This window comes from Cytobacillus oceanisediminis (assembly GCF_003182355.1).
In the GTDB taxonomy this organism is placed as follows: domain Bacteria; phylum Bacillota; class Bacilli; order Bacillales; family Cytobacillaceae; genus Cytobacillus; species Cytobacillus oceanisediminis_A.
Genome location: NZ_QGTW01000028.1, coordinates 1 through 14,716 on the forward strand (window position 1 = coordinate 1; position 14,716 = coordinate 14,716).

11 protein-coding genes and 1 pseudogene are annotated in these 14,716 nt (G+C 44.2%); 2 read left to right on the forward strand and 10 right to left on the reverse strand.

The features are described from left to right. From DFO73_RS27560 to DFO73_RS27600, 8 genes and pseudogenes are all read right to left on the reverse strand, one after another. Positions 1-236, reverse strand: a pseudogene (locus DFO73_RS27560) (L-glutamate gamma-semialdehyde dehydrogenase); the annotation flags it as partial. 488 nt (positions 237-724) lie between these two features. Next, positions 725-1,894 (reverse strand): CamS family sex pheromone protein, encoded by a 1,170-nt coding sequence (locus tag DFO73_RS27570; RefSeq protein ID WP_110067854.1) that lies wholly within the window; start codon positions 1,892-1,894, stop codon positions 725-727. Between the two features lie 15 nt (positions 1,895-1,909). Further along, positions 1,910-3,916: an NAD-dependent DNA ligase LigA gene (ligA, locus tag DFO73_RS27575; RefSeq protein WP_110067855.1), complete on the reverse strand. Its 2,007-nt coding sequence runs from the start codon at positions 3,914-3,916 to the stop codon at positions 1,910-1,912. 257 nt (positions 3,917-4,173) lie between these two features. Further along, positions 4,174-6,411 (reverse strand): DNA helicase PcrA, encoded by a 2,238-nt coding sequence (pcrA, locus tag DFO73_RS27580; RefSeq protein ID WP_110067856.1) that lies wholly within the window; start codon positions 6,409-6,411, stop codon positions 4,174-4,176. Positions 6,412-6,652: 241 nt separating this feature from the next. Then, complete coding sequence (locus tag DFO73_RS27585) at positions 6,653-7,339, reverse strand: heptaprenylglyceryl phosphate synthase (protein WP_110067857.1); 687 nt, start codon at positions 7,337-7,339, stop codon at positions 6,653-6,655. A 364-nt stretch (positions 7,340-7,703) separates the two neighbouring features. Continuing rightward, positions 7,704-8,012, reverse strand: coding sequence for a YerC/YecD family TrpR-related protein (locus tag DFO73_RS27590; protein ID WP_035333268.1), 309 nt, complete (start codon positions 8,010-8,012; stop codon positions 7,704-7,706). Positions 8,013-8,052: 40 nt separating this feature from the next. Further along, entirely contained in the window at positions 8,053-9,111 is a 1,059-nt protein-coding gene (locus DFO73_RS27595) for a DUF3048 domain-containing protein (RefSeq protein ID WP_110067858.1), read from the reverse strand. 103 nt (positions 9,112-9,214) lie between these two features. Beyond that, positions 9,215-10,957: an adenine deaminase C-terminal domain-containing protein gene (locus DFO73_RS27600; RefSeq protein WP_181396160.1), complete on the reverse strand. Its 1,743-nt coding sequence runs from the start codon at positions 10,955-10,957 to the stop codon at positions 9,215-9,217. A gap of 197 nt (positions 10,958-11,154) precedes the next feature. On the opposite strand from DFO73_RS27600, the gene DFO73_RS27605 reads away from it, so the two are divergent. Beyond that, complete coding sequence (locus DFO73_RS27605) at positions 11,155-11,436, forward strand: YgaP family membrane protein (RefSeq protein ID WP_110067860.1); 282 nt, start codon at positions 11,155-11,157, stop codon at positions 11,434-11,436. A 100-nt stretch (positions 11,437-11,536) separates the two neighbouring features. Beyond that, the gene (locus DFO73_RS29905) at positions 11,537-11,650 is read left to right on the forward strand and encodes an EYxxD motif small membrane protein (protein WP_338422709.1); all 114 of its coding nucleotides are present in this window, start codon (positions 11,537-11,539) and stop codon (positions 11,648-11,650) included. Here DFO73_RS29905 and purD read toward each other — a convergent pair. Continuing rightward, positions 11,628-12,896: a phosphoribosylamine--glycine ligase gene (gene purD / locus DFO73_RS27610; RefSeq protein WP_110067861.1), complete on the reverse strand. Its 1,269-nt coding sequence runs from the start codon at positions 12,894-12,896 to the stop codon at positions 11,628-11,630. The two genes, DFO73_RS29905 and purD, sit on opposite strands and share 23 nt — an antisense overlap. A 238-nt stretch (positions 12,897-13,134) precedes the next feature. Next, a complete protein-coding gene (purH, locus tag DFO73_RS27615) occupies positions 13,135-14,670 on the reverse strand; it encodes a bifunctional phosphoribosylaminoimidazolecarboxamide formyltransferase/IMP cyclohydrolase (RefSeq protein ID WP_110067862.1) in 1,536 nt (511 codons plus the stop codon). Positions 14,671-14,716 lie beyond the last annotated feature (46 nt).

Consider the following 14,716-nt stretch of genomic DNA (forward strand, 5'->3'; position numbering starts at 1 on the left):
ATCGCTTTCTCAGCATGCTCGCGGTTTGCCTTTGAAACACGGCCAACCACTTCTTCTTTATTAGAAGGATTGATTGATACGATTTTATCTTCAGTAGAAACGCGCTCTCCGTCAATTAAAAGATCATAATCCTGGCCCAAATAGCTTTCTACTGTCTGTAAACCCTTTAAATACGCTTCACGATTATCATCTTCTTTAAAATTCGTGAATGGTTCATGCTTATAAGGTTGTACCATTTTTACCGCCTCCTGTGTACAAATATACAAACGCCAGATCCTAGCAGCGTTGCCCTGTTTTTTGCTGATACAGGTACACTCTCTGCTATTCTCTTAAAACGTTTACATCCATCCATTATATTAACATGAAAATAACATTATCTTCAAACATTCTCCGCAGATGTTATATATTAACATCCTTATGGCCGATTGCCAGTTTTTATTAAGCAGGATAAGGGATTGGGACTGCTTTGGCGAGAAGCTGTTTTAAGCTGTTATATAATGTTTTCAGGTACTGTTTTGGGTTTTAATTTACCCTCTAAGAATTTGGTTTTAAACCCCATTAGGGTTGGTACCCTTCCCATTATTTCGTTATGAACTTCATATAACAATCTTCCTTCTCTCTTTCCTTCCGTTATCGTCGCCATAAATCTCCTACGAGGACCAACCTCCCTTCCCAACAAAAAACCCAGGAATCGCATCTTTGCACTCCTGGGTCTCTGCTAGCTTTATTGATAAATATGGACAAATGGCTCACTTTGGTCTGCTTTGCGAACGACAAGCGCCTCAGGGCCATTAACGGACGAGATGTTCACCTGAACTGAAATATATTCTGGGAAGTGTTTGACCACAAGCCCGGTTACATATTGCGTGAAGCCAATCCCTTCTGCCTTTCCGTAGAACTGGATTGGAATATCAATATTTACTTCCTGTAATTGATCCTGCGCATAAAAAGCTTTCCCGATGACGCCGTTGAAATTCGGGAAGTATGTTTCTACATCCTGCTTAAAATTAAGAAATGCAGTCAAATCATCACGGTGATTTTTCTCAGCCTCGTTTGATGGATAAAGGACGTATTTTTCATTGATATCTTCCCATCCGCCAAGCTTGCTGCTGCCTTTTGGCGCATTAGCATATGCAAAGAAGCTGCCTGGCACAACTGAAGTTCTTGCTTCCTGTTCAAACAAAGCAATGGTAACTGGCACATCTTTTAATTCTTTAATCTGCCGTACTCGCTGCAGCACTTCTTCTGCCATTTTTTTGCCTTCTCTTTCAAGAACTTCATGTTTTATCTTTGTTTCATATGTTGCACCATATTGCTCTTTCTGATAATAATGGACAGAATTCATGGCAAGGCCGATTACGACTCCGCCAAGCCCGACTTTTCCGTCGTCATTTTTCACAAGGTAGTTATGTTCAAGGATATGGGCCAGATAGATTGGGCTTTTTTCATTGTTCTTATCAATATCTCCGCCATCTGCAATCATTGGATTCAGGCCAATATTCTCTTCTTTCTTTAACTTCCGCTCTTTCAGCTGTCCTTCTGTAAACTTGCGGTTTAGCCAGGCTCGGACTGTATCTCTTTTTAGGTACTGCCCTTCCTGGAATAAGTAATTATCCGGGTCAAATGTATTTTGGGCAACCCGCATAAGCCCTGTTTCAAATTCATTAATATCATATTTGGTACTAATATTATTGACCACAAGGCCTCTAGATTCACTTGGTTCAAATGGCAGCAGCGTACGATAATATTTGTCTGAAATTTTATAATTCGGAATGATCGCCTTATCTTCTTCGTTCTTATCTTCCTGAACGACTTCCTCCTGCTTATTAAAATTAGGCGCACAGCCAGCAAGCAGAAGTGAAAGGGATAAGACAAGCATCATGATTTTTTTCACGGCGCTTCCACCCTCTTACTTATTTAATTCTTCAACCAGTCTCTCCTCGTTCCAAACTTCTACTCCCAGCTCCTGGGCTTTGGTTAGCTTGGAACCGGCATCTTCCCCAGCAATCACAACGTCTGTTTTCTTGCTGACGCTTCCGGATACTTTTCCGCCAAGCGCTTCAATCTTTTCTTTTGCTTCATTTCGGCCCATGATTTCGAGTTTTCCAGTTAGCACAACTGTCTTTCCAGCAAAAAAGCTATCCGAATTTTCCATTGAAACTGGCTTCGGTCCTTTATATTCCATGTTAACCCCGGCAGCTTTTAACTCACCTAGCAGCTCGTGGGCTTCTTCCTGTTCAAAAAAGGTTACAACGGAATCAGCCATCTTTTCACCAATTTCATTGATTGCAGTTAAATCTTCACGAGAAGCTTTTTCAAGCGTCTCAATTTTTCCAAACTCCTGGGCAAGCGTTTTGGCTGCCTTTGCTCCGACATGACGAATTCCTAAGCCAAATAACAGTTTTTCCAGTGAGTTTTGCTTGGAGTTTCCGATTGCCTGCAGAAGATTAGTAACTGATTTTTCTCCCATGCGTTCCAGCTGAATCAGTTGCTCATACGTCAATTTATAGATATCTGCTACATCTTTGATCAGATTTTCTGCAAAAAGCTGGCTAATAACCTTTTCGCCAAGTCCGTCGATATTCATCGCATTACGGGAAACAAAGTGGATAAGCCCCTCACGGATTTGCGCCGGACATTTTGGATTTATGCAGCGCAGTGCCACTTCCCCATCGAGACGGACAAGCTCGCTTTCGCACTCAGGGCAATGTGTTGGCATATTAAAATCCTGCTCCTCACCGGTTCTCCGGTCAGCAAGTACATTTACGACTTCAGGGATAATATCTCCGGCCTTTTTGACGACAACCTTGTCTCCAATCTTAATATCCTTTTCGCGAATTAAATCTTCATTATGAAGAGAAGCCCTCTGTACAGTAGTGCCAGCTACACGGACAGGATCGAGGATAGCAGTTGGCGTAACCACCCCTGTTCTGCCTACACTCAGTTCAATATCTCTTAAGGTAGTCACTACCTCTTCAGCAGGGAATTTATAGGCAATGGCCCAGCGTGGGCTTTTCGCAGTCGTGCCGAGCTGCTCCTGCTGTTCCAGGGAGTCTACCTTAATAACAATTCCGTCAATATCATAAGCCAGATTCGGGCGTTTTTCTGTCCACCCTTGGACATATTCTATTACCTCATCGATATTTGCACACTTTTTGCGTTCTTTATTAGTTTTAAAACCAAGGCCATCAAGATAATTCAGGCCCTCACTATGGGAAACAATTCCGGTATCGCCGGTATCCGCAATCCCGTATACAAAAATATCCAGGTTGCGTTTGGCAGCAAGGCGCGGATCTAGCTGCCTCAAAGAACCTGCGGCAGCATTCCTCGGATTCGCAAAAGGCTCTTCGCCATTCTCTTCTTTTGCTTTATTTAAAGCTTCAAAAGAACGCCTAGGCATGAAGGCTTCACCACGTACTTCCATGGTGACTTCATCCTTCAAACGAAGGGGAATCGAACGGATCGTCTTCAGATTGGCGGTTATATTTTCACCGATTGAACCATCTCCTCGTGTCGCTCCCAGAACAAATAGACCGTATTCATAGCGAAGGGAGACAGCAAGTCCATCTATTTTCAACTCGCATACGTAAGTAACATCATCTCCAGCGCCCTGGCGGACACGGCGGTCGAAATCCCTTAAATCCTGATCATTAAAGGCATTTCCCAAGCTTAGCATCTGAGACTGATGCTCTACTTTTTCGAACATAGCGAGGATTTCTCCCCCGACCCTTTGTGTAGGAGAATCTTCTGTCTTCAGCTCGGGAAACTGATCCTCCAGCTCGATCAGCTCTCTCATAAGCCGGTCATATTCAGCATCGGGTACTGATGGCTGATCAAGAACGTGATACTCATAATTGTATTGATTCAGCAGGTTGTGCAGATCTTTCACCTTTTTTTCTGCTGTTTGAAGGTCCATATATCCAACCCTTTCCAAAAAGAGCAGACCTGGCAGACGCAGCCACCGGGTCTGGATCTGTTAGTTTTTAGAATGGCTCAGTTAAGCTCGTATGTTGATTTACGCTCAAGAAGTTCGCTTTCCGCGGGCAGTCCGGTAGCCTCATCGACGCATGACGCGCCTGCGGGGTCTCCCTTTGACTCGCTTCGGCTTCAATCAATAGAGTTTCAGAATCAACAATAAGCATTAACATAGCCTTTGGAACAAAAGCAGTTTGTCTACGCCTTTGTTATCGGTGCAAACTTGGCAAGGAGGCGTTTGATGCCCACTGGTTTCGGGAACGCAATATCCAGCTCTGTACCTTCTCCAGCACCTTTTACACTGACCACTGTACCTGTTCCCCACTTGCCGTGCTGGGCTTTATCGCCCACCTTCCAGGCAATTTCATCTCCGCCCGTATTCGAGGTGGACGGACGCACTACCGCTTTTCTTTGCGGCTGGGCTTGTCTGGATGCACCCGGTGCTCCAAACGCCGATGAGCCGAATGGGGAAGGTTTCTTTGCCGGCTCCGGCTCCAGGCCATCAAGCAAGTCAGCCGGAATTTCTTTAATAAAACGGGATGGAGGATTCATATTGGTACGCCCAAAAAGGGTACGCATTTGGGCATTTGTTATGAAAAGCTCTTCCTCTGCCCTCGTGATTCCCACATAAGCCAGCCTGCGCTCTTCCTCCATTTCCGCTTCTTCCATAAGCGAACGGCTGTGAGGGAATACGCCTTCCTCTAGCCCCATTAAGAATACAACAGGGAACTCCAGCCCTTTTGCTGAGTGAAGAGTCATAAGAACAACAGACTCTGCCTTTTCGCCGTCATCATCCAATTTATCAATATCAGCTACAAGAGCCAAATCCGTTAAGAAGGCAATTAGCGATTTATCTTCGCTTGCATCTTCAAAGTTTTTCGTAACAGACAGGAATTCATCGATGTTTTCCAAGCGGCTTTGAGCTTCGATGGATTTCTCGGCAATGAGCATATCGCGGTAACCCGATTTTTCCAAAAGCTCTTCCACTAATTCTGTGACTGATAAGTATTCCTGCATTTGTGTATAGTTTTTAACCAAATCCCTGAATTGGGTAGCGCCCTTTGTAATTTTCGGGCTTAATCCGATCAGTTCAATTGATTCAAGCGCCTCAAACATGCTCATTTCGTGAAGCTGCGCAAAGTTGGCAATTTTATCAACGGAACCTGAACCAATTCCGCGTTTAGGCACGTTGATTACACGCTGCAGGCTGATATCATCATCAGGATTTGCAATTAAGCGCAGATAAGCAAGGATATCCTTAATTTCTTTACGGTCGTAGAACTTAATGCCGCCGACAATGGAGTACTCAATATTGGACTTTAGCAGCACTTCCTCCATTACACGGGATTGTGCATTCGTGCGGTACAAAATCGCGATATCTGAATAGCTGCGCTTGCCGCTGTTAACATATTCTTTAATTTTACCTGCAACAAACTGCGCTTCTCCCTGCTCGCTATCCGCCCTGTAGTAATAGATCTTGTTTCCTTCTGCATTTTCCGTCCAAAGGTTTTTCGGCTTTCGGTTCAAGTTCTTGCTTATGACTTCGTTCGCAGCAAGAAGAATTCTTTTCGTTGAACGGTAATTTTGTTCAAGCAAAATGGTCTGTGCGCTTGGGTAATCCTTTTCAAAGGAAAGGATGTTGGCAATATCCGCGCCGCGCCATTTGTAAATGGACTGGTCTGAGTCACCGACAACACAAAGGTTTCTAAATCGGCTGGATATAAGCTTTACAAGCATATATTGCGCTCTGTTTGTATCCTGGTACTCGTCCACGTGAATGTATTGGAATTTACGCTGATAATATTCAAGCACTTCCGGAACACGCTGGAACAGCTGGATCGTAATCATGATTAAATCATCAAAATCAAGCGCCTGGTTGCGGCGCAATCTCTTTTGGTACTCTGTATAGACATCACTGGCAACCTGCTGGATATAGTCCCCTGCCGTTTTTGCATACTCCTCAGGAGTAATCAATTCATTTTTTGCTGAGCTTATTGATCCCAGGATTGCGCGCGGGTCAAACTTCTTCGGATCCAGATTTTTATCCTTAAGGATGGATTTAATGACCGATTGCTGGTCAGTAGAGTCCAAAATGGTAAAATTGCGGTTATAGCCAATCCGGTCAATATCTCTTCTTAAAATCCGCACACACATGGAGTGGAATGTTGAAATCCAAATTTCGTCTGCCGCTCCGCCCATCATGTTATGAATACGATCACGCATCTCACGTGCCGCTTTGTTTGTAAACGTGATTGCCAAAATGTTATAAGGATTAACGCCCTTTTCCACCATCAGATAGGCAATCCTGTGTGTTAGCACTCTTGTCTTGCCGCTTCCCGCTCCGGCCATAATCAAGAGAGGTCCGTCCGTTGTTTTTACCGCATTTTGCTGCTGCGGATTTAATCCATTTAATAATTTGTCCGTTAAAAATTGCATTCCTTCTCTTCACCACCATAGAAACGTATGTTCTTATTTTCTATTCTATCCTGTTTAAGGATCTCTATCAACTTTACTTTGATAACTGGCTAGGGTCCGGCTCCTAGGGACTCGAGGTCATAAGCCGCTCCCCTCCAGAAAAAAAATCATCTTTTTACAGGAATCGTCTTATGCTTGAGGCCCGCAGGACGTGGCGCTTTTAGTCTGCGTTCCTTTTTAAGCAGTCGCCTCCGCTTTGCTATTAAGCATGTGCCGCCTTTACCGTTTTTAGCGCAGCCTGCAAATCCTTGTAAATAATATTGCCGACCACAATCACATCTGCATGCTCAGCCATTTCTTTTGCCTGCTCCGAATTCTCAATCCCGCCCCCGTAAAATAATACGGTTTCTTCAAGCGTTTCTTTCACTTCGGAGACTACAGCAGCATCACCATACTTGCCGCTGTATTCCAAATAAAAGATAGGCAGGCGGAACATCTTCTCGGCCATCATCGCAAAGGCCCTCACCTCATCCAATGACAAATCCGTACGGGAGTTGGTAACTTGAGCTGCTTTGCAGTCCTCATTTAATATGCAATAGCCCTGGACGAGAATTTCTTCCCAATTCATGATATCTCCGTATTCTTTAACGGCTTCGTGATGAAGCCCTGTAATCCACTTTACTTCCTGGCTGTTTAATACAGTCGGGATAAAATAAAGATCAAAGCCAGGTGTAATCGAATCGATCGTGGAAACCTCCAGCACGCATGGCACTGTATATCTGCGGATTCGGGCCATTAAATCCAGCACTTTCTCAAGCGTCACACCGTCGGTTCCGCCTACAATGATCCCATCCGTTCCTGATTCACAAATCATTTCCAGATCTTCATCTGATATATATTTATCCGGATCGAGCTTAAACACATGGCTCCATTCGCGAACATCATACATGCAAAATTGCCTCCATTCTTTCATTCCATTTCACCATTATATCACTTAGGAAAGAGAATAAAAAATAAAAGCGGAAGCGCCATTTGAAGGGATGAACGTCAACTAAAATCCGCCACGTCCTGTGGCGAACGTTGACGTCAGCACGTCCTGTGCAAGTCCGACAAGCGCTGGAAGGCCAGAAGATGAAGCCGCTTTTTGGCATCATCTTCTGGCCTGAGGCGATCTCGGGGGCTGGGTGATGAAGCTAAATAAAAAAGAAAAGCGGGAAGTGACTTTAAGCTGGAAAAAATTAATAGAAATACGCTTTCGAAGACAAAGAAAAAAACCGCGGGAACACCCCATCGGTTTAAGAAAAAATAATTATTTACGCTTTTTCAGCTTCTTCTTCTTTAATTCGCTCCAATGCCATTTCATAAGCGTCATTTCCATAATTCAGACAGCGCTTCACACGTGAAATTGTTGCCGTGCTGGCACCTGTATCTGTTTCTATTTTATGATAGGTTTTACCTTCGCGAAGCATGCGTGCTACTTCCAGGCGCTGCGCCAATGACTGAATTTCGTTAACTGTGCATAAGTCGTCGAAGAAACGGTAGCACTCCTCCAGATCTTTCAAAGACAAAACCGACTTAAATAATTGGTCCAGTTCTTTTCCTCTTAGCTTATCAATTTGCATATATTGGATACCCCTTTATTAGATAATAGTATTCTGAATGCTATTGCTTGGATTCGAGGGAAACCGTTTGCTCAAGGCCCGGACTTGAAGGAACAATATTAATCCAAGTTTTGCCCGGTACCAGGCCGGCTTGTTTCCCATTTAGGACAGGAAGAATCCTTCCATCCTTATTTGCCCACTCAACTTCCGTCATTTTCCCTTTTTGAAGGAGATAGCCTCTGCCCCCAGAAGTTAAGTTAATATCACGGCGGCCAGCAGTGTCAACTACTTTATGTTCAGCTTCTGCGATGAAAATGTTATCCAGCAATACAGGCTCTCCAGAATGATAATCGGCTGTAAGTTCTCCATTCGAATACCTCTTATACTTTTCCAGCCCCTCATCGTACTCATAAATTACATTGAATAATTCATTGTTTAAATACGAAACCATCACTGAATCGGCAGCTTTTCCCTCAATGGCTTTTGCCTCGTCTTTTGAAAGGAAGGCAAGAGAAGCAGGTGCGTTTACCATCGAGTAATGATTCTGCTCCGCGCCTTTCAGCACATTCTCGAACGAAATATATGAGTTATGCGGAGCCTTCCGGAAGCTTTCCCGTTTAAATAAAATGCCGTCATACTGTATCCCGTTAAGACTATCAACATAGCCCTGATCGAGCAGCGCTTTCGCTTCCGGGCTGTATCCATGAGCAATATACAGGCTGTCATAGCCTTTTGCCAGCTCAATATAGTAGTCCCTGGCACTTCTTACCGGGCCTATTTCTTCAGGCTGTTCACTCTGAAAAATGGCTAGGAAACGGGTCACGTCTCCTTCTGCCAGCATTTCATAGACAATATCAGCCTTATCAAGACCTGATTGCGGACGGGCTTTTGGATGGTTGTTGACCATCACAGCTACAGCTCTTCCGTCCGCTTCCGATTCCGATCCTGCCCCTGTGAGCGGAAATTGGAATGGAAGTTCTTTTTCCTCGCTAACCCCTTTTGTTGCTTCTTCTGCTTTTTCCGTTTCCTGCTTTGCAGGCTCTTCTGCTTTATCTTTGCTGCTGCATCCTGAAACCAAAAGCATTGCGGCTGCTGAAACAGCTATCCATCTTTTTAGCATTTTTGCACCCCTGTATATCCCTTTTTTGCTTCGATGCAGTTTTTTTCTATGTTAGCTCCTCTGAGTAGTTCTTTTATTTTTAGTATTGCATCTCTTTTACATTTTAACGCATTATCGTTGGAAAGAGTACCGTTTTATTCATGACGTCATACATTCCCTGCTGGGTAATCCGGATATATGGCAGATGTGTAGAAGAGAAAAAGAGCAAAGTATACATCGGATCCTCATGCCTGTATCCTTTATCCCGCAGAAAATGGACAAGCTGTTTCTCTTCCTCCATTAATTCCTCAACCTTTTTATCGGACATAATACCTTTTAAACGGAGCTCCATCTCCTGAACAATTTTTCCTCCTTCAGAAATAACAATGCCCCCTCCAATTTCCTTCAGACGATTAAAAGCATTCACCATCTCGTTCTTGGTCTTCCCGATTAAGATAATATCACCAGTGTTGGAAAAAGAGCTCGCCATGCCATCCAGACTGTTTGCAAAACCTTTTAAGACCGTATTGATGCGCCAGTGGCCTTCGCGATCAACAAGCATGAAGAAACACTCATCATGATCTCTTTCAAGTTCTTCAGATGATACATCAATCGCGATGGAATAAGGTTTGGTAATAACGGCATTCTCCATCTTTATTCCAAATGGCATGGAGAACTGCATATCATCAGCTGTCAGATCCCAATCGATATTCATTGGTTCAAAACCAAATTCATCCCACGGAACCGATTCATAGGCATCCAGATTCACACCGTCTTTTTTCACCCATTCCCCCTTTGCGAGGACGGAAACAGGCGTTGGCTCATCTTCATTTGAAAGGAAATTGATATTAGCGACCCTTCCTGTTGCGATATTTCCATGCAGATAATCGATTCCATAGTGGCGTGCTACATTGATAGTGGCCATATTATAAGCATCAATTGCAGGCACGCCTTTTTCAATCGCTATACGGATCATATGGTCAATAATTCCCTGTTCATAAAAAGAGGAGAAGGATCCGTCTGTCGTAAAAATAATCTGATTATAATGGTCGATTCCTAACTCATGCATTTCATCCAATAAGACCGGTAAGTCCGGACGAATGGACGAATACCTGAGAGAAACGGTATATCCCTGTAAAAGGCGGTTATAAACGTCCTTGCCTGTCATTGATTCATGGTCGCAATCCGCCCCAAGCAGCATCAGCTTGGAAAGTGTTTTTTCGGATGCCCCCGGAAAATGGCCTTCGATTTTCTTTCTCATCCGTTTTGTTTCTTGAATCCAGTGGAGCATCATATCATCGCCGTCCAGAAGTTTAGGCCAGCCTGTCAGCTCGCCACCCTGGAGAACTGCATCATGCTCAAGCCACGATTTGATGTTTCCGTGCGAAAAGGTCGTTTCTTCGTGCTGTATTTCTGTTTGTGCATCAAACCGGCACCACCAGTACATTGTCGCCGGGATATTCCTCATTTCTTTCAGGAAAGAAAACGCTTTCTTTTTATCTTGCTGCAAAGCCAGTACCATATTGTCATTGATCAATGTCGTTGTGCCAAACTGTGATGCATAGCTCGCAAAGGAATGGGGATTATATAATTGAAATGGGTGGGCATGCGGCTCAATATACCCTGGAACCAGCGTCATCCCAGTACAATCAACGACTTCACATTGTTCCAATTTTTCCGGCAGTTTTTCGCCAACATAGACAATGCGGTCGCCATAAATCCAAATATTAGCCGTTATCCATTTACGGAATGCCTGATTCAGATAACGTGCGTTTTTAAGTAGTATCGTCGGTGACAGTTTTCCGTCCAATACGGAAACATGTTCACGCAAGTGCTTGTTTTTCCAACGGTAACGCTGTTCCAGCACCATACTCCCTCCCTTTTTAATTATCTTTTTATATGAAAAAGAACGATTTTTTCGATAAAAGCAAACAATAAGAAATGGCTTCAGGACAATAAAGAAAGCCCTTTCATTTACTTGTTTTCTATAGTAACATATTTCACTGTTTAACGCATTAAAGAATAAGTAAAAGATTGTAAAAAATTTGTGAAAGAGGTGCCATTATGAATGTCAAACCAAATATCGGCATCGTAAATGCCTTAATACGTATTACAGTCGGTTTTACTGTTTTAGCCTGGAGTACATCTAAGCTTGTCAAAAGGCCGTGGCGGGATTCCTATTTAATGATGGCCATGCTGGGCGGCATGAAAGTGGCAGAAGGAATTGTCCGCTTTTGTCCACTAACTGCACTTTTTGAAAGAGGCCAGGATATGGTGAGACATCAAGGCGGAAATCGTGAAAACGATGAGCCGGTTGAAGAAATGCAGCCGTATAATCCGTCATAAAAAAAAGCCCCCTCTATTGGGGGCATTTAAGTTAAAATTCCAATGGGCTCTACCCATATAAAATCCCTTATCTAAATAAACTTAAAAAGGAGCTGACATTATGTTTTGGGAATACGTGATGGATATGTCATTTGTATTAATAGCACTGATTGGAAGCATTGTGGCGCTTCTGTATGTGTATATCCGCAGGACTAAGAAAGGACGTGCGAGATAGCTTTATTGGCAATATCTTTTCGATAAAAGACACCGTCACACTTAAGCTTTTCCAGTTCACGGTAAACTTTCTCCTGCGCATCCTTAAGGGTTTCCGCTTTAGCACCTGCAAGCAGCACACGGCCGCCGTTTGTTACAAACTCTCCTGAGCTGTTTTTATCAGTACCTGCATGGAATACCGCTGTATTTCTCATTTCCTGAAGCCCATTCAGGACAGCGCCTTTTTGATATGCTTCAGGGTAGCCCTTAGAAGCAGCAACGACTCCGACCATTGCTTGGTCATCCCATTGGATTTCAGGCTCTTCTCCCTCAAGGACAGCTAGCATAACCTCTGCCAAATCCGATTTCATGCGCGGCAAAATCACCTGTGTTTCGGGATCTCCGAAACGTGCATTAAATTCGATAACTTTTGGCCCTGCTTCTGTTTTAATCAAACCCGCATACAAGATACCGCTAAAGCTTCGCATTTCCTGGACCATCGCTTTTGCGGCTGGCTTCAATACCTTTTCCACAGCAATTTTAACTGTATTTACTCCGATATGAGGCACAGGTGAATAGGCACCCATTCCGCCTGTATTAGGGCCCTGGTCCCCATCATAAGCACGCTTGTGATCCTGGGCAATTTCAAGCGGAATCACATTTTCCCCGTTTACAAAAGCCATTAAAGAAAATTCTTCACCCTCTAGGAACTCTTCAATTACAACTGTTGCAGAAGCTTTACCGAACTTTTCATTTAAAAGCAGCTCCTCAATGCCTGCAAGCGCTTCGTCCATGGTCATTGCCACAATAACGCCTTTTCCGGCAGCAAGGCCATCTGCTTTTAGAACAATCGGTGCGCCTTTTTCTTCTATATAAGCTTTCGCTTCTTCATATTCGCTAAAGACAGCATATTCAGCTGTAGGGATATCATATTTTTGCATTAGTTCCTTTGCAAAGGATTTGCTGCCTTCGATTTCAGCAGCTGCCTTTTTCGGGCCAAACACCGTTAAACCGGCTTCTTCAAACCGGTCAGCCAGCCCTTCGAGAAGCGGCACCTCGGGACCGATTACCGTTAATTCAATATGATTATCCAAGGCAAACTGTACTAGTTTTTCCTTATCGTTTTCCTGGATGCTTATTAACTCTGCAACATCTTCCATGCCCGGGTTTCCCGGCGCGACAAAGACCTGTTCCACCTTCTCGCTTTGGTTCATTTTCCAGCAAATAGCATGCTCGCGGCCGCCTCTACCAATGACTAAAATCTTCATTACGCCCACCTCCGTTAGAATGTTACAGGAGCCTGATTAAGGGCTCCTCGCTGTTAGGCAATGTCTAGCTCCAGCTCCTGGGAGCTCGAGGCCATAAGCCAATCTGTCAAAAAGGCGAAAAGCATCCTTTCCGACAGCTCGTCTTATGCTTGTCACCCCTAAACAAAAAGGAAATCTCATTAGAGTCCACCTCGCAGGAACAAGCTTGGCTTGTTCCGAAGGCGCTTCCGCATGCCGTTTAATGTTTAAAATGGCGCACCCCTGTAAAGACCATTGAAATGCCGTACTCATCCGCTTTTTTGATTGAATCTTCGTCACGGATGGAGCCGCCCGGCTGAATGATCGCTGTGATGCCAGCCTTGGCTGCGACTTCGACTGTATCGTTCATAGGAAAGAATGCATCGGATGCCATTACAGCTCCGCTTGCATTTTCACCAGCCTGTTCCAGCGCAATTTTGGCAGAACCGACACGGTTCATCTGCCCGGCACCAACTCCAAGTGTCATATTCGCATCGTTTACGACAATCGCGTTCGATTTCACATGCTTAACAACTTTCCATCCAAGCTTGAGCGCTTTCCACTCTTCTTCAGTTGGCTCCCTTTTTGTCGCTACAGATACTTCTGCATCTTCAAGCGTATACTGATCATATTCCTGGGCAAGGAGGCCGCCTTCAATCGTGGATAATCTCATCTCTGCTTTCTGTTTTCCTTCAAAAGGAATCGTTAACAGGCGCAGATTCTTTTTCCCTTTTAAAATCTCAAGCGCTTCGTCTGAGAAAGAAGGAGCAATAATGATTTCAAGGAAGATTTCATAAAGCTTTTTCGCTGTCTCCGCATCCACTTCCCTGTTCAGGGCAATGATGCCGCCGAAAATAGAAACAGGATCCGCTGCAAATGCCTTTGAAAAAGCAGCAAATACATTCTCGCCAGTTCCAACTCCGCAAGGGTTCATGTGCTTAACAGCAACCGCTGCCGGCTCGGAGAATTCTTTTACAATTTGGAGAGCTGCATCGGCATCATTAATATTGTTATAAGATAACTCTTTGCCGTGAAGCTGTTCGGCATTGGCAATTGAAAATTCTGAACCAAGCGGCTTGCGGTAAAAAGCAGCCTTTTGATGAGGGTTTTCGCCGTATCTTAACGTTTGCTTCAGTTCAAATGTAACAGTTAGTTTTTCAGGTGTTTCTTCCTTAGCTAGATCTGTCATATATTCAGCGATCATTGCATCATAGGCAGCGGTATGGCGGAACACCTTCGCAGCAAGCTTGCGGCGGGTTTCCTTTAGCACTTCCCCGCTTTCTTTTAATTGAGAAAGCACCGTTTCGTAATCGGCAGGATCCACGACAACCGTCACATACTCATGGTTCTTCGCTGATGCGCGCAGCATGGCTGGGCCGCCGATATCGATATTCTCAATCGCATCCTCCACTGTAACATCCGGTTTCGCGATTGTTTGCTGGAAAGGATACAAATTCACACACACAACCTGGATCGGCTGAATTTGATGCTCCTCAAGCTGCTGCTTGTGGCCGGGATCACCGTGTTTAGCAAGCAATCCGCCATGAATCATCGGATTTAACGTTTTAACACGCCCTTCCAAAATTTCCGGAAAGCCCGTAACATCACTGACGCCAACAACTGGAACGCCGCTTTCTTCCAGCGCCTTTTTCGTTCCTCCTGTGGAAACAATCTCAAATCCAAGCTCACTTAACTGCTGAGCAAATTCTGTTACCCCATTTTTATCAGAAACACTAATCAGTGCCCTTTTTTTCATTTCTGCTCCTCCTGACTGACTGCAAGACTTTTTTAGATTCTGCTAA